General features: G+C 45.7%; 13 protein-coding genes. 4 read left to right on the forward strand and 9 right to left on the reverse strand.

Features of this window, described 5'->3' with window-relative positions; all coding sequences use genetic code 11:
- Positions 1-10: 10 nt before the first annotated feature.
- The 3 genes from CPIN_RS02240 to CPIN_RS02250 all read right to left on the reverse strand — a co-directional run bounded on the left by CPIN_RS02240 (position 11) and on the right by CPIN_RS02250 (position 7,115).
- Positions 11-3,226 carry a SusC/RagA family TonB-linked outer membrane protein gene (locus CPIN_RS02240; protein WP_012788132.1) on the reverse strand — a complete coding sequence of 1,072 codons (3,216 nt, stop codon included), beginning with the start codon at positions 3,224-3,226 and terminating at the stop codon, positions 11-13.
- Positions 3,227-3,817: 591 nt separating this feature from the next.
- The gene (locus CPIN_RS02245; RefSeq protein WP_012788133.1) at positions 3,818-4,507 is read right to left on the reverse strand and encodes a LuxR C-terminal-related transcriptional regulator; all 690 of its coding nucleotides are present in this window, start codon (positions 4,505-4,507) and stop codon (positions 3,818-3,820) included.
- Between the two features lie 187 nt (positions 4,508-4,694).
- On the reverse strand, positions 4,695-7,115 hold the full coding sequence (locus CPIN_RS02250; RefSeq protein ID WP_012788134.1) for an efflux RND transporter permease subunit: 2,421 nt from the start codon (positions 7,113-7,115) through the stop codon (positions 4,695-4,697).
- A 69-nt stretch (positions 7,116-7,184) separates the two neighbouring features.
- On the opposite strand from CPIN_RS02250, the gene porZ reads away from it, so the two are divergent.
- Together porZ and recO are read left to right on the forward strand one after the other, a co-directional pair.
- Positions 7,185-9,482 (forward strand): type IX secretion system anionic LPS delivery protein PorZ, encoded by a 2,298-nt coding sequence (gene porZ / locus CPIN_RS02255; protein WP_012788135.1) that lies wholly within the window; start codon positions 7,185-7,187, stop codon positions 9,480-9,482.
- A 46-nt stretch (positions 9,483-9,528) separates the two neighbouring features.
- A complete protein-coding gene (gene recO, locus CPIN_RS02260; protein WP_012788136.1) occupies positions 9,529-10,260 on the forward strand; it encodes a DNA repair protein RecO in 732 nt (243 codons plus the stop codon).
- Between the two features lie 27 nt (positions 10,261-10,287).
- Here recO and CPIN_RS02265 read toward each other — a convergent pair whose 3' ends face one another.
- The 5 genes from CPIN_RS02265 to rsfS form a co-directional block, all read right to left on the reverse strand.
- Positions 10,288-11,079 carry a UDP-2,3-diacylglucosamine diphosphatase gene (locus tag CPIN_RS02265; protein ID WP_012788137.1) on the reverse strand — a complete coding sequence of 264 codons (792 nt, stop codon included), beginning with the start codon at positions 11,077-11,079 and terminating at the stop codon, positions 10,288-10,290.
- Positions 11,080-11,183: 104 nt separating this feature from the next.
- On the reverse strand, positions 11,184-11,630 hold the full coding sequence (locus CPIN_RS02270; RefSeq protein ID WP_012788138.1) for a hypothetical protein: 447 nt from the start codon (positions 11,628-11,630) through the stop codon (positions 11,184-11,186).
- An 84-nt stretch (positions 11,631-11,714) separates the two neighbouring features.
- Positions 11,715-12,350, reverse strand: coding sequence for a LutC/YkgG family protein (locus CPIN_RS02275; protein WP_012788139.1), 636 nt, complete (start codon positions 12,348-12,350; stop codon positions 11,715-11,717).
- A 6-nt stretch (positions 12,351-12,356) separates the two neighbouring features.
- Positions 12,357-14,378 carry an ATP-dependent zinc metalloprotease FtsH gene (gene ftsH, locus CPIN_RS02280; protein WP_012788140.1) on the reverse strand — a complete coding sequence of 674 codons (2,022 nt, stop codon included), beginning with the start codon at positions 14,376-14,378 and terminating at the stop codon, positions 12,357-12,359.
- Between the two features lie 46 nt (positions 14,379-14,424).
- Positions 14,425-14,784 carry a ribosome silencing factor gene (rsfS, locus tag CPIN_RS02285; protein ID WP_245552072.1) on the reverse strand — a complete coding sequence of 120 codons (360 nt, stop codon included), beginning with the start codon at positions 14,782-14,784 and terminating at the stop codon, positions 14,425-14,427.
- Between the two features lie 288 nt (positions 14,785-15,072).
- Between rsfS and CPIN_RS02290 the strand changes: the two genes are divergently transcribed.
- On the forward strand, positions 15,073-15,816 hold the full coding sequence (locus CPIN_RS02290) for a biotin--[acetyl-CoA-carboxylase] ligase (protein ID WP_012788142.1): 744 nt from the start codon (positions 15,073-15,075) through the stop codon (positions 15,814-15,816).
- Between the two features lies 1 nt (position 15,817).
- Here CPIN_RS02290 and CPIN_RS02295 read toward each other — a convergent pair whose 3' ends face one another.
- The gene (locus CPIN_RS02295) at positions 15,818-17,350 is read right to left on the reverse strand and encodes a glycosyltransferase family 39 protein (protein WP_012788143.1); all 1,533 of its coding nucleotides are present in this window, start codon (positions 17,348-17,350) and stop codon (positions 15,818-15,820) included.
- A 373-nt stretch (positions 17,351-17,723) separates the two neighbouring features.
- Here CPIN_RS02295 and CPIN_RS02300 point away from each other — a divergent pair, with 373 nt between their 5' ends.
- Positions 17,724-18,668, forward strand: a complete 945-nt coding sequence (locus CPIN_RS02300) for a helix-turn-helix domain-containing protein (protein ID WP_012788144.1) — start codon at positions 17,724-17,726, stop codon at positions 18,666-18,668.
- Positions 18,669-18,739: the final 71 nt, after the last annotated feature.

The raw sequence follows: 18,739 nt of genomic DNA on the forward strand, positions 1-18,739 counted from the left end.
TCTTTAAACTTTAGAAAGTTACTCTCAGATTAAAACCGTAGTTTCTCAGTGAAGGTTGAGCAGTGAAATCAAAACCTTGCTCGTTACCTGCACCACCAGAGTTAACTTCCGGATCTGCATATCTATTCTCCTTAGCTGTCCACAGCGCCAGGTTATTACCGAAGATACCTACAGACAGATCACCAAATGGAGTTCTGTTCAGCAGATTTCTTGGCAGTCTGTAAGACAAGCTAGCTTCACGCAGTCTGATATATGATGCGTCAACAACGTGCTGGCCGGAAGGAATTACACTTGGGAACCAGTTTTGTTTGTCATAAGTAACACTTGTGTTTGGTACCAGTTTACCTGTGGTAGCATCAGTATATACTGAGTTTTCCCAAACAGAGGCGTCACGACCACCCACTGCAGTCTCGTAAGCTGCTCCAGTAAAATCAAGGATGTCCTTGGTACGGGAGAAGAACTGGTTACCTTGTTTAGTGTCAAACAGGATGCTGAAGCTGAAACCTTTATAGTTTGCATTTGCACCCCATGATGCCTGGTATTTAGGATTATAAGAACCCAGGTATACCGGATTTGCTGTTAGCAGAGGATTACCGCTTGATGCATCTACAATTACACGTCCCTGCTCATCACGCTGAATATCCTGCGCATAGAAAGTACCATATGGTCTTCCTTTCGCAGCAACGATACTCATACCACCGAAACCACCGATTACCACCTGGTCAACTGAACCCAGATCTACTACTTCATTCTTGTTTCTTGTGTAAGTACCAAACAGTTCCAGGCTGAAACCTGAAGCAGTTTTGATAGGTGTACCTCTTAAGCTAACCTCAATACCTTTGTTTTCAACAAGACCAGTATTAAATACCTGGCTGGTGAAACCGGAAGAAGTTGGAATAGGTACGTTCAGGATCTGATCTTTAGATTTATTCTGGTAGTAAGAGAAGTCTACATAGATTCTGTTTTCCAGGAAACCTAATTCAGTACCTACTTCAAATGCTGTTGTGAACTCAGGCGTCAGGTTCGGATTACCGATTCTGTTACCATAGGTATAACCAGCAATGTTACCAAATGGGAAGGTAGTGTTACCGAAACCACTTGACAGGTCAGTTTTACCATAGTATGTTCTCAGCAGGTATGGATCAGCATCGTTACCCACTTTTGCCCAGCTACCACGTACTTTACCAAAGTTCAGGATCTCTGCAAGACCAGATTCTTTAGTCAGCTCAGTGAACACGAAGGAAGCGTTCACACTAGGGTAGAAGAATGAGTTATTACCCTTTGGCAGTGTGGAAGACCAGTCGTTACGCGCTGTAGCACCTAAGAACAACATGTTTTTATATGACAGGTTCAGATCTGCATAGAGACCGATCAAACGACGGGTAGAGCGGCTGTTGAAAGTATAAACAGGACCGTTACTGTTATCCAGGTTATACCAGTCAGGAATTACCAGACCACTTGATTGGTTAGTCTCAGTTTCCATCGTGTTGAATATACGCTGACGTACGTTATTACCCACCATCAATGATGCTTTGAAATCAGGAGTGAAATCCTTTTTTGCAGTGATCATCAGGTCATGTGTTACTTCGCTCAGTGTATAATTATCCTCACCATATTTACCATTGCTGGTATGGTTGTTAGTACCAGTTTCGTAGTAGTCAGGATTGTCATCCAGTGGCTTCAGATCGAATTTTGGATATTTGTAACGACGACGGTCAGTATATACGTCAGTACCTAATCTTTCGAGTACATCCAACCATTCAGTTGGTTTATAGCCGATAGTGAAGTTACCTGTTACCCTGTCAACATCGTTCAGGTTGCGATAGTTCTTCAGGATGTAGTAAGGGCTTACGGTATAAGCGCCATAATAACCATAAGAAGGAATACCATTCGCATCTGGAACATTGAAGCTGTTATAAGGATTACTCAGATCTCCCAGTTTGTCGATAGGAATATCACGTGGAGTCTGCAGTACGTTATCAAATACAGAACCTTCACCCTGACCACCCTGGATCATGTTAGCGTTAATCTTGCTGTAGTTGAAGTTGATACCTGTGTAGAACTTGTTATTCAGCTGTGCGGTACCATTAAAACGCAGGCTGTATTTATTGTACTTGTCAGAAGAACCTGGCATAACTCCATCAGAGTTCAGGCTATTCACAGATAAGTAATAAGTAGTTTTTTCACCGGCACCTGAGAGGGATAAGTTATTGCTATATGCCTGGCCAGTTTTAAAGAAATTCTTAACATTGTCTTTAGCTGCAGAATAAGCTTTCTTCTGTCTTACACCGTTAATAGATTGTCCCCACTCTTTCTCAGTACCATCAAACTTAGGACCCCAGCTCCAGTTTTCCATAGGATCTATAATCTCCTGATCATAACCCTGACCATAATCATTCTGGAAATCTGGCAGTTTTACCACATTAGACAAAGTAATTGAACTGTTGAAAATTACTTCGTTCTTCTTGTTTGCGGATTTTTTACCGCTCTTAGTAGTGATGATCAACGCACCGTTAGAAGCGCGGGAACCATACAACGCTGCTGCTGCAGGGCCTTTCAGAACAGTTACAGATTCGATGTCTTCTGGGTTCAGGTCGTTACCACGGTTACCGAAGTCAACTGTGCTACGGCTGTCGCCACCACCAATGATGCTGCTGTTGTCGATAGGCACACCATCCACAACCATCAGCGCCTGGTTATTACCACCGATAGAAGAACCACCTCTCAATACGATCCTGGAAGAACTACCTGGAGCGTTCGCACTGGTGGAGATATTTACACCCGCTACTTTACCTGCAAGGGCATTCAGTGGGCTGGAGCTCTGACCTTTGGTCAGTTCGTCATTTTTTAAGGTTGGAGCTGAGTAACCAAGGGAGGCTTTATCACGACGGATCGCGTTCGCAGTTACAACAGTTTCTGTCAGTTTTGTTACGTCGGGATACAATACTACATTGTGTTTCGCACCTGTACCAAGTTTAATTTCCTGGTCTTTCATACCGACGAATTTCACAGTTAGGGCAGTAGCTCCTTCTGGTACATTAATGGTATACTCACCATTCATGTTTGTAACAGTACCAGTCGTTGTACCTTTTACAATTACTGTAGCGCCGATCACCGGACTCCCGTCATCAGAGGAAGTGATCTTCCCTGTAATGGGGCGGGTCTGCGCAACCACCTGTCCAACTACCACGATAGAGGGCAGGAGGAAAAATAAACTTTTCCTCATAAGCTTTGTTGTTTCTGGTTGTTTAGTTTAAATATTCAATGAATAGAAAAAACTCTTCTCAGGAAACCGACCACTGGCTCTGAAATAGCTGTCCTACGTTGATAAAACAAACTTTTGTTGATAAAATTCTTAATCTACGGTTCCCCTTCAATCGTTCATAACGATTTAATTGTCCTGGAAAATCCTTGAATTAGTATACAGAGGGTGAGAAGACTACTTTGGGTCATTTCTCATAAGCATTTACCCTTCTTCTGTTGTTTAACTTAATTTTAACGTTCAAATATAAATTATTTAACAATAATTTCAGTGAAAAGCGGCAAACAAATTATATGTTATAACGCCCCTTTAACAGTTTTTTAACATAATATAAAAATTATTATTTGTAAAATCCAAAATATGTTCCACATATATCAACCGGGCTTCACTGGGCTTAACTTCGTACTAAAACGAGTATAATTAAAACAAGTAAGGCAGGTGATAGGAATACCACCTGCGCGCTCATCAACCAAAATCTAAATCCGGGTTTTGTTCCAGATCTAAATAAAAGTTCCGCTGCCTCATTGCAGCAATATCTTAGTAAAAGAGAAATAATCAGGAAAGACTCAGCGGCTGGCTTTTTAACAATTCCAGCAAAGTCTCATAAATGTCCTCATTCCTGTTGTTATACCGGAACTCGCACTCCTTTAAATGTAAATACACAGTACTACGGTTCAATCCCTTGAACTTGGCAAGCCTGTGCTTGGTCAACCCCCAGAACGCGTCCACGTCGTCCGCAATACTAATAGCGCCCTCATTTTCCAGGTTGTACAAACGGTATTGCCCCAGGTCCACCACATTGCTGAAACGGCGGATCTTCTCGGCGGCTCCCTGCATCTCCAGAATAGAACGGCTGCTCCTCACAACAGAATGGATCATTGACCTGCTTACATCAGGCAATATCTCCGTATGTAACCGGTCCGAAGAACGGTAAATACCAAATACGACCGGCTTTACAGTACGGCCTACTTCTGTTTTGACGGATACGTCCCCATCCTCGGCAGGTGAAGCATGTGTGATGCGCGCGGGGGCTACTGAACGGTTGTGATTGTCGGAGGGCGATAAAGACTCACAGTGACGGGCAATCTGCTGGCGGATCTTTTTGAGATAACTATTTACAGTGACACGGCTTACCCCACTAATGTTGGCAATCTGAGTGGCTGTAAGATCTTCGGCAAATAGCCGTAGTATCTCCTTAAATTTACGCTCAGAAAGGTGAGCGCCCTTTAAGTATTTGTTTTTCATGAACTAAAAGAGGTTAGAATGGCATTATAAACCTCTTACTTTTTACCGGGTATGTAACGCCCTTTTATACGAGCGGCGATAAAGGGGGGATGAATGTAGCCCACTAGATTATTTGGGTATAACAAAAACGCCCAATACTGATAATCATGTATTGAGCGTTTTAAACATATGTAGAAACTATACTTGTCTAGTCTTCTTTTTCTCTTTCTTTCAGCCCCAGCTCTGACATCTCTATATCCGTCTCTTCATCAAGCGCATTCCACAATTGCTTCTTCTTAGCCTTCTTCAATAAAGCCTTCTCCATCCACAATAACAATGCCGGCAAAATAGTCAGGTTTGTGATCATCGCCATTAACAAAGTCAGTGAAGTCAACCAACCTAATGCCTTCGTTCCACCGAATTCAGAGAAACTAAAGATCATAAAACCAGCCAGCAGAATCAGTGATGTATAAATGATACTCAAACCCGTCTCATGGATCGTTTGCTTCACCGTAGCCGAAATATCCAGGTTATGATGCGGTAACTCCTGCTTGAAGTTGACCAGGAAACGGATCGTCACATCAATTGCGATCCCCAGCGCCACACTAAACACCAGCACCGTCGATGGCTTCAACGGAATGTTCAGCCAGCCCATTACGCCTGCTGTTACCGCCAGCGGAATGATGTTAGGAATCAATGATATCAGCAGCATCCTCCAGGAACGGAACAGATACAGCATACAGAAAATGATCAGTACAAACGCCAGCAGAATACTTTCTGTCAGACCATTGATAATAAACCGGCTACCTTCCAGGAAAATCACACTCGTACCGGTATAACTTACCTTGTATTGTGCCGTATCAAAGATCGCATCTACCTGCGGACGCAATGAATCCAGCAATATCGGCAGTTTCGCAGAACCAACATCCGCCATATTCACACTCACACGGGCTACCTGACGGCTGCTGTCCATAAAGGAGGAAACCAGCTTCGTAAACGCAGTCGCATTACCCGCCGCATTAGTGCCGCCCTTCATACGCAGATAAGGCGCCAGGAAACCAATATCAAACTGGTTTGGAATAGCGTAGTTAGAACTATCTCCATTATAATAAGCCTGCTTGGCAAATTTAATACCTTCCGCTACAGACAATGGTCTTGCAAACTCCGGCTGCGCACCGATCAGCTTAGATAACTGATCCAGTTTCTCCAGCGTTTTCAGATTTACCACACCATTTTTCTTCTTTGTATCCACCGCTATTTCCAGCGGCATTACACCCTTGAAGTTCTGCTCAAAGAATTTCAGATCTGTATACAGCTTGTCACTTGTCGGAATATCATCCAACATATGCGCCTCTGATTTCAACTTCAGCATACCCGCTACAGCTCCAATCACCAGCACCACCGTCACGCCATACACCCATGCGCGATATTTGAATACCAATGCAGTCAGCCCGTCCAGCAAAGCGCGGAACGTGCGGTTGTTCATGTAATTCGTATGCTTGGTCTTTGGCGGTGGCAGGTAACTCAGTACTGCAGGCAGGAAAATAAAAGAGATCAGGAAGATCAGCATGATATTCAAACCTGCTACTACACCAAATTCTTTCAGCAATTCACTCTTCGTAAAACAGAACACACCAAAACCAATCGCTGCGGTCAGGTTAGTAAACAGCGTCACAATACCCATACGTTGTATCATGTGTACCAGCGCCCGCGTCTTGTTACCGTCCTTCGCGTATTCTGTATGATACTTATTCAGGAAGTACACGCAGTTCGGTATCCCGATCACCACAATCAATGGTGGGATCAGCCCCGTCAGCAAGGTGATTTTATAACCCAGCAGCACGATCGTTGCTACAGACCAGATCACGCCGATTGCTACTACGATCATGGACATCAATACCGCACTGATAGAGCGGAAGAAGATCAGCAGGATCACAGCCGTCAGTATAAACGACAGCTTCAGGAACAGATCCAGTTCTTTCTTCACTTTATTTGCCATCAGGGTACGGATCAGCGGTAAACCACTCATACGTACTTCTGTATGATGTTTCTCTCCGAAAGCAGTACCCAGCTTCATCACATTCTCCACCACCTCTGTACGGCGCGGAGTCATCATGACACCCTTCTGAATGTTGATCATCATCAGGTAAGCATGTGTCTGCGGATTATACAATAATCCCTTATAAAAAGGCAGATTATTCAATGTACCAGCCAGGCTGTCCAGTATGGCCTGCTGCTGCAGATCTCCGCGAAAAAGCGGTTCTGCTGTCAGCTTGCGTGTACTGTCATTTTTCACCAGGTTAATGGCAAAAGGTACACTCAGTACATTCTCTACAAACTCCACCTTTTTCAGGTCCTCATTCAGCTTTACATAATCATGAAAGAAATCTTTCTGAAAGAAATTGTCAGTCTGAATACCGATTACCATCATATTACCATCCTCTCCGAACAATTCCCGGAACTGCATATATTCCTTATATTTCGCATTATCCAGCGGGATAGATTTATTTGCTTCATAGGAAAGCTCTACTTTGCTGGCGAAATAGGTCATCACTGCAGTGCTCAACAGTAATAAGACCAGGAGTGGTAAACGAAATTTCAATACGAATCCTGCTAAGCGTTGCCACATACGCGTCTTTGTAATTTTAGTAGGGCGTAAAGGTAACTCAAAGTAATAACATATAACTATTTTTGATGCATGTACCGTTTTCTGATATCCCTCTGTGCCATACTATGCCTATCCTGTCTGAATGCCCTCCAGATAAGCGCTCAGCAACATATTGAAGGCACTTACGTCGGTCAGTGGAGCGACCACCTTCCCTGGCGTCCCGCTGTCGCTGTCGCCGTGAAAGGAGACAAGATATACTGTGCCGCCGCCCAGGGACTGTCCGCCGTGGCCAATACGCCTGAAGATGGACTGGAGCTCAGTCGCTACAGTAAGGCAAACGGTCTGCATGATATCGGTATCAGCACCCTTGCAGTTAATGATGAGACCATACTCGTCGCTTATGCCAACAGCAACGTCGATCTGCTGAGTGGTAACACGATCTATAATATCCCTGACCTGATGCGTAAACAGGTCGCCGCCGATAAAACCATTTTCCGGGTCATTTTTCGTAACAACAAAGCATATCTCTGTACCGGTCTGGGTATCGTAGTGCTGAATACTTCCGTACCGGAAATTGAGGCGACCTATGTCGTGGGCAGCACCGGCGCCTATACACCCGTTTACTCGGTTGCCATAATAGGGACCTCCCTCTTTGCTGCCACTTCAGAAGGGGTTAGAACGGCATCGCTTAACAGCAACAATCCATCCGATTTCCGCAACTGGTCCTCTCTCTCACAGGGCCTTGCCCCTGACTCCGTACAGGAAATCATTGCCTTCAATAACCTGCTGATATGCCGCCAGCGTAATCAACTATACCTGCTGAACAATAATACCTGGACGCCATGGTATACTGCCGGTCGTACTATCAGCAATATGAGCATATATAACAATCAACTGCTGCTCTGCCAGCCACAGGCCGGCGCATCCCGTATTCTGGCACTGAACGCCAATGCAGCAGTCGTATCCTCTTTTCAACATGCCCTCTTGAAAGCACCTATGCAGGCAGCCGGCACTGAACATGCGCTCTGGATAGCAGACTCCCTTTCCGGACTGATACAATACGATAAACAAACCAGTGAATATACAGCTGTCAATCCTGATGCGCCTGCCGGCATTATTACCGGCGACCTGCTTTTCTCCGGCAATACGCTGCTGGCTGCTCCCGGTACTATCAGTAATAACTGGAAGGCTGCCGGCAACCGCGATGGCTATTACAGTTTTGAAAACGGCTCCTGGAATGCGACTGCAGGATGGCCGGATTCCCTGCATGATATCGCTACTATGACAGTAGATGCCAATGCTATATACCTGGGCTCCTTTGGGGGTGGACTGGTCCGCATCAGCGGGGACAAACGGACCGTATTCAAACAGGGCATCCTGCCGGCGGCAACAAATGATCCAACAGCATACAATATCAGCGGCCTCGCTACCGATCTTAATGGCAATCTCTGGGTGGCCGCTTATGGCGCAAACAACAATCTGCTGGTTAAAAAATCAGACGATAACTGGGTCTCCTTCCGCAGCCCTTATGCCATGACCGGCAATGCTATCAGTCAGTTACTGACAGACGACAATGGACTAGTATACATGGTTTCTCCGCAAAGCAATGGTTTATATGTGCTGAATCACAACAATACCCTCGACAATAAATCTGACGACCAATGGCGGCAATACCGTCTGGGTGCCGCACAGGGCAATCTGCCTTCCAATGATGTTTACTGCCTGGCCAAAGACCGTAATGGCAGTATATGGATCGGCACTGCCCGTGGCGTTGCCATTATCAATTGTCCCGGGCAGGCCGCTGCCGATGGTTGTAATGCAATCCTTCCTGTCATTCAGCAGGACAACTTTGCCGGTTATCTCTTCCAGGATGAACAAGTGACTACCATCGCTGTGGACGGCGCAAACCGCAAATGGGTCGGCACTTACAATGGTGCCTGGCTGGTGAGCGACGATGGACAATGTATCCTTGAACATTTCAATACCGGTAATAGTCCGCTACCCGACAATCACATCCACCGTATTGCCATAGATCCGAAGATAGGAGAAGTCTACTTCGCTACCGCCAAAGGCCTGATGTCCTGGCATGGTACCGCCACAGCACCTGTGAGCAAAATGGAGAGAGATTCCGTGCTGGTGTTTCCGAATCCTGTGAAACATGATTATAGCGCCCCTATCGCTATCCGTGGACTGGCAGATAACACCCGGGTAAAAATTACCGATATCAGTGGCAGAATGGTATACCAGACAAGAGCTCTTGGCGGACAAGCCATCTGGAACGGACTGGATTATACCGGTCATCGGCCACAGTCAGGTGTTTATCTCGTATTTGTTGCAGGGGAAACAGGAGGGGAGCATGTGGTGACAAAGATTGTATTCATCAATTAACAAGCGCTAGTCGTACATTTGAGTGCAGCAGTTGCTGTCTAGTTTTATGTTACACAAAACCCGCGGAATAGTATTAAGAACAGTCAAATACGGCGATACCAGTGCCATCGTCAATATATTCACCGAACTATTCGGGGTACAATCCTATATGGTGAACGGCGTGCGCAGCTCCAAACCAAAAGCCAAAGGCAATCTGTTCCAGCCGGGTAATATCCTGGAAATGGTCGTATACCACTATGAGCAAAAGACCATCCAGCGTATTTCTGAGTTTAAACTGGGTTATATCTATACCTCCCTGCACTTCAATATTGTGAAGAACACAGTAGCGCTTTATATGATCGAGTTGCTACAGAAAAGTCTGCGTGAACCGGAGCAGCAGGTGGACCTATACTACTTTGCCGAACAGGCTTTACAGGCGCTGGATATGGCGCCACTGGGTATTGCGGCCAATATCCCGCTTTATTTCACCCTTAAACTGGCGGAGCATCTTGGTTTCCGGCTCAATGGACGTTATTCTGAATATGCCCACTATCTCGATCTCCAGGAAGGCTCATTTACAGATCTGCCACCACATCACAGTAATTATCTTGATGCTGCGAACAGTGAGATCACAGATCGCCTGTTCCAGTGTAAAAGCTGGGAAGCATTGGACGAGATCAACATGAATAAAGATAAACGCAGAAAGCTGTTATATGCTTATCTGGATTTCTTCAGATTGCACCTGCCTGATTTCCAGGAATTAAATTCTCCCCCGATCCTGCACGAAATCCTCGACTGACGGAGTTTATTGCAACAGCGCGAAGCGCTATTTTCCATCATATATCAATTCAGTTTTCTTTCCGTCAAAGACGGCATAAGTGAAGTAATTCAGCCAGTCGCCGAGGTTAATATAGCGACTGTCAGGACCTACCTGTAAATCCAGCGGCAGGTGTCTGTGGCCGTAAATGAAGTAATCAAAATGGGCTTTCTGTAATACTTCTTTACTGTGGATAGCCAGCCATTCATTCTCTTCTCCCAGGAATTTTTCCAATTCGCCACCAGTAGCAGCACGGCTTTTACGGCTGAAGTAATTCGCCAGACCAATTCCCCAGGAAGGATGTATCAATGAAAATAACCAGCGGCATATGGGGTTACGGAATACTTTCTTCAGCATTTTATATCCGTGATCACCAGGACCAAGACCGTCGCCGTGACCGATATAAAATCGCTTACCGCCAATATCATATGTTTTAGGTTCGTAGTGTACCGGGATTTCCAGCTCTTCTTCAAAGTAGCCGTCCATCCACATATCATGATTACCAATGAATACGGTGATGCCGATGCCTTTATCACGCAATTCAGCCAGTTTACCCAGCAGACGGGTATAGCCTTTAGGCACCACTTCTTTGTATTCAAACCAGAAATCGAAAATATCACCTACCAGGAAGATGTGTTCAGCATCTTTCGAACAGGCATCCAGCCATTTTACAATACGCTTTTCCCTTTCTCTGCTGGCAGCAGGATTAGGAGCGCCCAGGTGAAAGTCTGATGCGAAGTAAACACGTTTGCCTTCCGGAAGAGGAATGGAATAGTCCACTGTGGACAGTCCATGCGTCATAGATGATGATATTTATCCGGTCTGTATTGTTTGAAACAACAGACCGCTGATGATGAAGCGATTTGCACCGCGAAGTAATAGATAAGTCTTTAAGAAAACAACCCTCATGGTTTCTTTATACCCGATTCCAGGTAAGCGGACTCGATATCTGTCAGATCTGCCTTCACAGGATCACTATAACCGTTGTACAGGAATATCTCCCAGGAGTACTTCGGATGAACCAGACTGAGATAGAACACTTCGCCGTTCGGTTTGATAAATTTCAGCAGTGTAGCGCTTGTGCTGACCACCTTCACACCTTTAGCGGCAAGGTAAGCACTGTCGTCAGTCTGTGTACTTTTATTAATTGCTTCAAGAGAAGGGAAGCCTTTTTCACCGATAGCGGCTTTCAGCGAGCGTAATTTATCCCCTGCAGGTCTGAAGATAACAGCGCTGGGTTCTTTTACGATGAAGGTATTAATGGTATCTACTGTGGCGGTACGCTGCTCGGAAGACTGTCCACATGACGCCAGCAGAACAGCAGCAAAAAGAATTAGGAATAACCTGGTCATAGTGGCCCGTATAACATGATCATTTAAAAGAACAGCGCATGATAGGATCACGCGCTGCTCAAATATGCTTTATTGTTTACAAATCTATTCATCCAACAGGAACACATATACCTCTCGCGGGCCATGTATTCCGACTACCAGTGTTTTCTCGATGTCTGCGGTACGACTGGGACCGGAGGCAAAGGAGATAGAGGAGGGTAGATCACCGTGATACTTTTCTTTCAGACGGGCGATTGCATCTTTGAGATCGAATACCAGCTGATGTGTGTAAGCGATCACTATATGCACCGGTGTGTAAACCGGTAAGGCCCTTCCGGAAGCTTGTGCGGCGCTCAGCACCATAGTGCCTGTACGCGCTACCAGCATCTCACAGTCTGTGATCGCTGCCTCCGCAGTATGCATATCTCCTTTATTCATAAAAGGAAACTGCTTTAACTGAAACTGCTCCATCAGGGATGGCGTCTGGCAGTGTATGTCTTTCCAGTCTTTGGATTCGACTAATGCCGCCAGGTTGTCCAGCAGTTCGTTTTTACTGGTGCAGAAAATGAACTTCCCCTGTAAGCGGGCAAATTCTTCTGCGAATTTCATCTCCAGCCCATCATGTTCCTTCACAAAAACGGAACTGTTGCCCTCCGAGTTAGGGAAGGGCAACTGCACCGACTGACTCAATGCGTTTCGTACTCTCTTGAGGATGTTTTCCTTCGCAGGAGAAATCTTCATAATAGCTTACGCGTTAGCAGGTGTAGGTGAAGGATTGATGATATCGGTAGGATGTACGCCGTCAGTGGTCATACCTTCCTTGTTTGCGATATGCTCACGGTGAACATCCCAAGGACGTTTACCGATCAATCTTTCCAGATCTGCCTGGTACAATACTTCTTTTTTCAGCAGTTCCTGCGCCAGCGCTTTCACGTTGTCCAGTTTATCGGTTAGCAGGGTTTTGGTACGCTGATAAGCCTTTTCGATCAGGAGACGAACTTCTTCGTCGATCATTTTGGCTGTTTCTTCAGAGTAAGGTTTAGTGAATGACTGATCGCTGTTAGGATCGTAGAAAGACACGTTACCAACCTTATCGTTCATACCATACACGGTTACCATTGCATAAGCCATACGGGTAATTACCTGCAGGTCATTCTGGGCGCCGGTAGATACTTTACCAAAAACGATGTCTTCAACTGCACGACCACCAAGAGTCATACAGATATCGTCCAGCAGTTGTTCGGTATTATAGAGGTACTGTTCTTTCGGCAGATATTGTGCATAACCTAATGCTGCTACACCACGGGGAACGATTGTTACTTTCACCAGCGGATTAGCGTGCTCAAGGTACCAGCCACAGATAGCGTGACCAGCTTCGTGGTATGCGATCACTTCTTTCTCTTCCGGAGAAATGATCTTGTTTTTCTTTTCCAGACCACCGATCACCCTGTCTACTGCATCATTGAAATCTTCCATTTCAACCTCAGTCTTGCCTTTACGGGCAGCGATCAGAGCAGCCTCGTTACAAACGTTGGCGATGTCTGCACCGGCAAAGCCAGGAGTCATTGAAGCCAGTTTCTTAATATCGAGGTTTGGAGAAGTTTTGATTGGTTTCAGATGCACGTCGAAGATGTGCTCACGGCCATTCAGGTCTGGTTTATCGATAGAGATCTGACGGTCGAAACGTCCCGGACGTAGCAGCGCGCTGTCCAGTACATCCGGACGGTTGGTAGCAGCCAGGATGATGATACCGCTGTCGGTACCGAAACCATCCATTTCTACCAGCAGCTGGTTCAGGGTATTTTCACGCTCGTCATTACTCATCATTACATTCTTACCTCTGGCACGTCCGATCGCATCGATCTCGTCAATGAAGATGATACAAGGCGCTTTCTCACGAGCCTGTTTGAACAGGTCACGCACACGGCTTGCACCCACACCTACGAACAATTCAACGAAATCAGAACCTGACATGGAGAAGAAAGGTACCTGGGCTTCGCCTGCCATTGCTTTCGCCAGCAGGGTCTTACCTGTACCGGGAGGACCTACCAGTAATGCGCCCTTAGGAATCTTACCTCCCAGAGCGGTATATTTTTTCGGATTCTTCAGGAAATCAACGATCTCCATCACTTCCACTTTCGCTTCATCCAGACCGGCTACATCACTGAAAGTAATATTTACACGGGTACCCTTGTCAAACAGTGTCGCTTTGGATTTACCAATGTTGAAGATGCCACCTGGACCACCACTACCACCGGCAGGGCCACCCATTTTACGCATCAGCAGTATCCACAATCCAATCAGCAGCACCAGTGGGAGCAGCAGTTGAACAAATGGTTCGAACCAGCTCTGTCTGTCCTCATACGTCACTTTCACCTGATCTTCCAGAGGGACTCCGGCCTGTGCCTTGTCAAGGTCGGCCTTAAAACTCTCTTCACTACCAATTGAGAAGCGGAAATGAGGGCCTTGATTAGGAGAGCCAAGACGGTTCTTGGATACCTTGTCGAATTTAGACTCAGGGAGTCTGTCCTTCTTAATGTAGACCTCTACGGATTTTTTATTCACTACTACCAGCTTGTCTACATCACCTGGTTTCAGGTAATTGAGCTGGAACTCCTGGAAACTCAGCTCTTTGGGTCCGGCGCCAAAGTTAGCGAAGTTCATTGCCAGCAAAGCTACCCCGATAAAAGCATACACCCAGTATATGTTGAACTTTGGTCCTTTCTTTGGCGTTTTGTCTCCCTTGTTGAAGTTGTTGCCTCTTTCCATAATCTTACGATCCTTTTTTAAGGATGTCTGTAATAGTTAAAAGTTATTAGTTCGTATCATTATGCTCCATTCGTTCTGCATCACTCCACATATCTTCCAGGCTGTAAAACTGCCTGGCCTCAGGTTGGAATACATGCACCACAACATTCACATAATCTACAAGTATCCATTGTTGCGCGGTAAAACCCTCATGTTTATAAGGCTCTTCGCCGATGTGTTTCGACACCTGGTCTTCCACGTAGTCGGCTATCGCCCTAACCTGTGTGTTGGAGTTAGCCTCACATATAACAAAGAAATCAGCCACAGCTTCAGGAATCTGGCGCAGATCCAGAGAAACAATATTTTCTCCCTTTTTTTCCTGGATGGCCTTGATGATGGTGGAAAAAATCTCGCTTTCTCTACTCAAGCGCGTTAACGCTTTCTTTCTCGTACTCAGAACGGTTAAGGGTGCCAATAAAATCTCTTTTGGTTAAAAATAATCTTTAATTGTCAAAATTACTAAAGAAGGAGCAAATAAACGCCGGAATATGATATTGTTACAATGTGCAATAATCAATGATGTACAGTACTTTATCGCCTATAAATCATACACTTGTCTAATACCCCTGCTCTTATGCCAGCGCCTGGCCGATTGTTAAGAAAAAGATAAAATGAGTTACTTTGCTCTCAAAATAAATCAGAAAAGAATTTTTCAGTGATCGGACAGCCATTATATATTTTAGACACAGTAGACAGCACCAATAACTATGCCATGGAGCAGGTAAATACCGGCCATGTGACACCCGGTACAGCCTGGTTTGCCATGGAGCAAACTGCAGGAAAAGGACAACGTGGTAAACAATGGTCGTCTCCCCCGGGAGAAAATCTCATGCTCTCTATTGCCCTGCAACCGGGCACACTGCCTCTTTCCAGACAATTCATGCTTAGCGTTGTAATATCACTCAGCACCTATGACTGGTTCAGTAAATATGCCGGTGATGAAACCGGAATTAAGTGGAGTAATGATCTTTACTGGCGTGACAGAAAGGCAGGTGGTATCCTGATCGAAAACGTCTTACGTGGCACTACATGGCAATATGCCATCGTGGGTATAGGGGTTAACCTGAACCAGACCAGCTTCCCTCCGCATCTCAGCAATCCCGTATCCCTCAAGCAGATCACAGGAAAAGACTGGGATCCTATTGAGCTGACACGCACCCTTTGCGCCTGCCTGGAAGAGAGAATGAAACTGTTGCATCCTGCGCATTACAACACCCTTCTGGACGAGTATAAAAGCAAACTTTTCCGGTTCAATAAAGCAGGTACGTACCGCATGAACGGGGAGTTATTTGAGGGCATTATCCGCGATGTACTTCCTGATGGAAAACTCTGCCTTGAAAAGGACGGAGAGATCCTGCAGCTGGGCTTTGGCGAAGTAGAGTTCGTTATTGTAAAATAGCTTATTTCCAAGCCCTGAAACTGGCTTGTTCCTGCCGTTGCCATTCAAACAATTTCGCAGGAAAAACAGGTGATATTCCCTGCAACAGGTATACCCCGGTGCCATATTCTCTTGCCAGAACGTCATTGATCTGTCCGGTTTTGACGTCTCCGGACGCATATTTCCGGACATATTCCATCGGCGCTTCTCCCACTACGATCAGGTAGTGCAGACTGTCCATTTTTGGAAACCAGCATACATAATCGGCACTAAAGGTGATCGCCGGACGAAGCGCCTTTCCTGCATAGTAGTTAATAGCGCCTGCCTGTCCGTAGTTGTCGCAGAGTATCAGGGTATTTTTCCGTTCGCTGTCAGGTACCTGCTGATAAGTCTTCACTGCCAGATCAGCCAGTTCCCGCCAACCCCGCATATCAGCAAAATCCTGTGGCAGATCATGCAATTTACCATCCTCCCATCTGCAGAATATTTCGCGTCTCAGCGGCGTCATAGCGGCATATAACTGCTGTGGGGACAGTACAGGAAATATCAGCCGGAATAACCACACAGTAGGAAATATGATCAGAAAAGCCCATACCGGCCGCAGATATCGTAACCATCCTTTTGAAAAAAGCCGCTCCCAATAGACACCTCCAAGCGCCAGTAATATGGGATAGATCCCGTACGCATAATATCCTTTCGCCTTCAGGTAGATGAACAGCGCCATTACCAGCAGAAAAGTCCAGCCAATAAAACGATAAGGGCGGAAAGGAGCATACCAGATCAGCGATAGCAATGCTGTTATCCAGATCAGGCTACCTATCAGGAAAATGCCCAACTGGTCTTTCACAAAACCCATCCGTTCTACATTCACCAGTTGCGTCTCTGCCAGTTCATGCATATGATGTATCACCGGCATACCGTTTTGTAGCTGCCAGATTACATTGGGCGATGCCAGCAGACAAGCAATCAGCAGACCGCCATACAGGTATTTATCAAGGAATATTTTTCGTTGTGAAGAGATCAACAATGCAGGTAGCAAACCGGCTACCAGGAATAGTACATTGTATTTATTCAGGAAGGCGATACCTGTAGTCAATCCAAGCCACAATAGCAGCCTGGAATTCCCCTCTTTTACGTAACGTATCAACAGGTAAAGCATCAGCGTCCAGGCCAGGATATCTGCACTATTTGGCTGAAACAGGGTATTGATTCTCGACAAGGCAGAACACAGAAACAGCAGTCCTGCGATCAGTTGTGCATACCATCCACCCTTCAGTAATTCGACAGTCTTCCAGATCAGCAACATGGTCAATGCGCCAAACAGGGCAGGGAAGAAGCGCACCCAATGCATACCGCCGCCAAGCGCTTTTATGAGCAGTGAAATAAATGCCGTAAACGGTGGCACTGAAAGATAGCCTGCTGCCAGATGATTGGCCTGGTCCAGGTGAAGGTATTCATCTCTATGCAGGTCATAACCGGCATATATAGCCCAATAGTTAAAAGTCAGTTTGAAAAGGAGAAAAAAGATCAGTAGCAGATAAGGCCGTCCGGACATTCGAAATAACAATGAATACAGTGAAAAAAGAAAGGGCTACATGTCATCATTACTACAGCCATAGGTATGGAATTAATAACATGTAGCCCGATATAAAGAATCTTGTATTACTGCAACAGATAGTTGGTTTAAATAGGCAGTTCATCAAAAAGACCAGTTGATGAAAACAAGATTTTGGTTGATAAAGGTTGACCTCAAGTTGTGAAATATTTGTTAATTTATCAAAACTAAATTTGCAACATTGCTACAAACAAGCTTCCTTTTAAACAGCGGAACGACCATCCAAACCACTATTATTCCGCACGTCCTCGCTATAATAGACGGGATTTGATTAGCATACCATTAGCAATCTGCTTTTGAGTAACTTTACTCTATGTCCTCCATAAACAGTAAGAATAGCAGAACTGTTCCTCGCAAAAAGCTAACGCTGAGCGAGGACTTTTCACAGGTAAGCGTTGATCAGGAGAACTTGCCAAAGGTGCCGGCAAAGAGTAATTTCTCCATTCACTCCCGTTCCACCAATCCCTGCCGGGAATATATATCTGCCAGCAGAAGAGATTATTACAAAATAACACTGATGACACAAGGTGGCGGCATCATGACTTTAGGTCAGCGCACTTATGTGATCAAAGCGCCTGCAATTGTCTTCATCAATCCGCTTGAACCAAAACTCTGGGAACCGAAAGGTGAACAGGATGGTTATTACTGCCGGTTCACGGAGAACCTGTTTGAAATGCAGCGTCATTCCCGTGATGAGTTAATGCACCATCCACTTTTCCAGGTAGGGGCGAACCCGGTCATCAATCTGACCGAACAACAAACAGCTTATATGCTGCAGCTGTTTGGGCATCTCCTGAAAGAAAGCAAGGACTGCAATCCTTACCGTCAGGAAGCCATCCTTATCTACCTCCAGCTCTTATTACTGGAAGCCAAAAGGGTGGCCGCTCCCCAGATAGTACCGCAGCGCTCTCTGACCACAGCTCAGCTACTGGCAGAACGCTTCACTGATACCCTGGAAAGACAGTTCCCGATCACTTCCGAACAGGAACAGATCCATCTCAAAACAGCCAGCGATTTCGCACTCACTTTAAACGTACATCCCAACCACCTTAACGCCACCGTCAAACGTGTCACAGGGCGTACCACCAGTGAGCATATCCGCCAGCGCATCCTCCTGGAAGCACGTCTCCTGCTGATGCACACCGACTGGCCCATTTCCGCCATCGCCCACTCCCTCGGCTTTGAGGAACCGGCCAACTTTTCCCACTTCTTCAAAAGCCAGACAGGACATACACCGCATACTTTCAGGATGCTATAAGCCTGATGGAAAAGATGTAGTGAATTAGGAATAAAAGGAGCACGGCTATCTCAAATAAAGCAAGGCTCTTA

Origin of the sequence: Chitinophaga pinensis DSM 2588, assembly GCF_000024005.1 — a bacterium.
In the GTDB taxonomy this organism is placed as follows: Bacteria; Bacteroidota; Bacteroidia; order Chitinophagales; family Chitinophagaceae; genus Chitinophaga; species Chitinophaga pinensis.

Coding starts and splice junctions, on each gene's coding strand:
- CPIN_RS02240 (WP_012788132.1), bottom strand. CDS start 3,226: ATGAGGAAAAGTTTATTTTTCCTCCTGCCCTCTATCGTGGTAGTTGGA.
- CPIN_RS02245 (WP_012788133.1), bottom strand. CDS start 4,507: ATGAAAAACAAATACTTAAAGGGCGCTCACCTTTCTGAGCGTAAATTT.
- CPIN_RS02250 (WP_012788134.1), bottom strand. CDS start 7,115: ATGTGGCAACGCTTAGCAGGATTCGTATTGAAATTTCGTTTACCACTC.
- porZ (WP_012788135.1), top strand. CDS start 7,185: ATGTACCGTTTTCTGATATCCCTCTGTGCCATACTATGCCTATCCTGT.
- recO (WP_012788136.1), top strand. CDS start 9,529: ATGTTACACAAAACCCGCGGAATAGTATTAAGAACAGTCAAATACGGC.
- CPIN_RS02265 (WP_012788137.1), bottom strand. CDS start 11,079: ATGACGCATGGACTGTCCACAGTGGACTATTCCATTCCTCTTCCGGAA.
- CPIN_RS02270 (WP_012788138.1), bottom strand. CDS start 11,630: ATGACCAGGTTATTCCTAATTCTTTTTGCTGCTGTTCTGCTGGCGTCA.
- CPIN_RS02275 (WP_012788139.1), bottom strand. CDS start 12,350: ATGAAGATTTCTCCTGCGAAGGAAAACATCCTCAAGAGAGTACGAAAC.
- ftsH (WP_012788140.1), bottom strand. CDS start 14,378: ATGGAAAGAGGCAACAACTTCAACAAGGGAGACAAAACGCCAAAGAAA.
- CPIN_RS02295 (WP_012788143.1), bottom strand. CDS start 17,350: ATGTCCGGACGGCCTTATCTGCTACTGATCTTTTTTCTCCTTTTCAAA.
- CPIN_RS02300 (WP_012788144.1), top strand. CDS start 17,724: ATGTCCTCCATAAACAGTAAGAATAGCAGAACTGTTCCTCGCAAAAAG.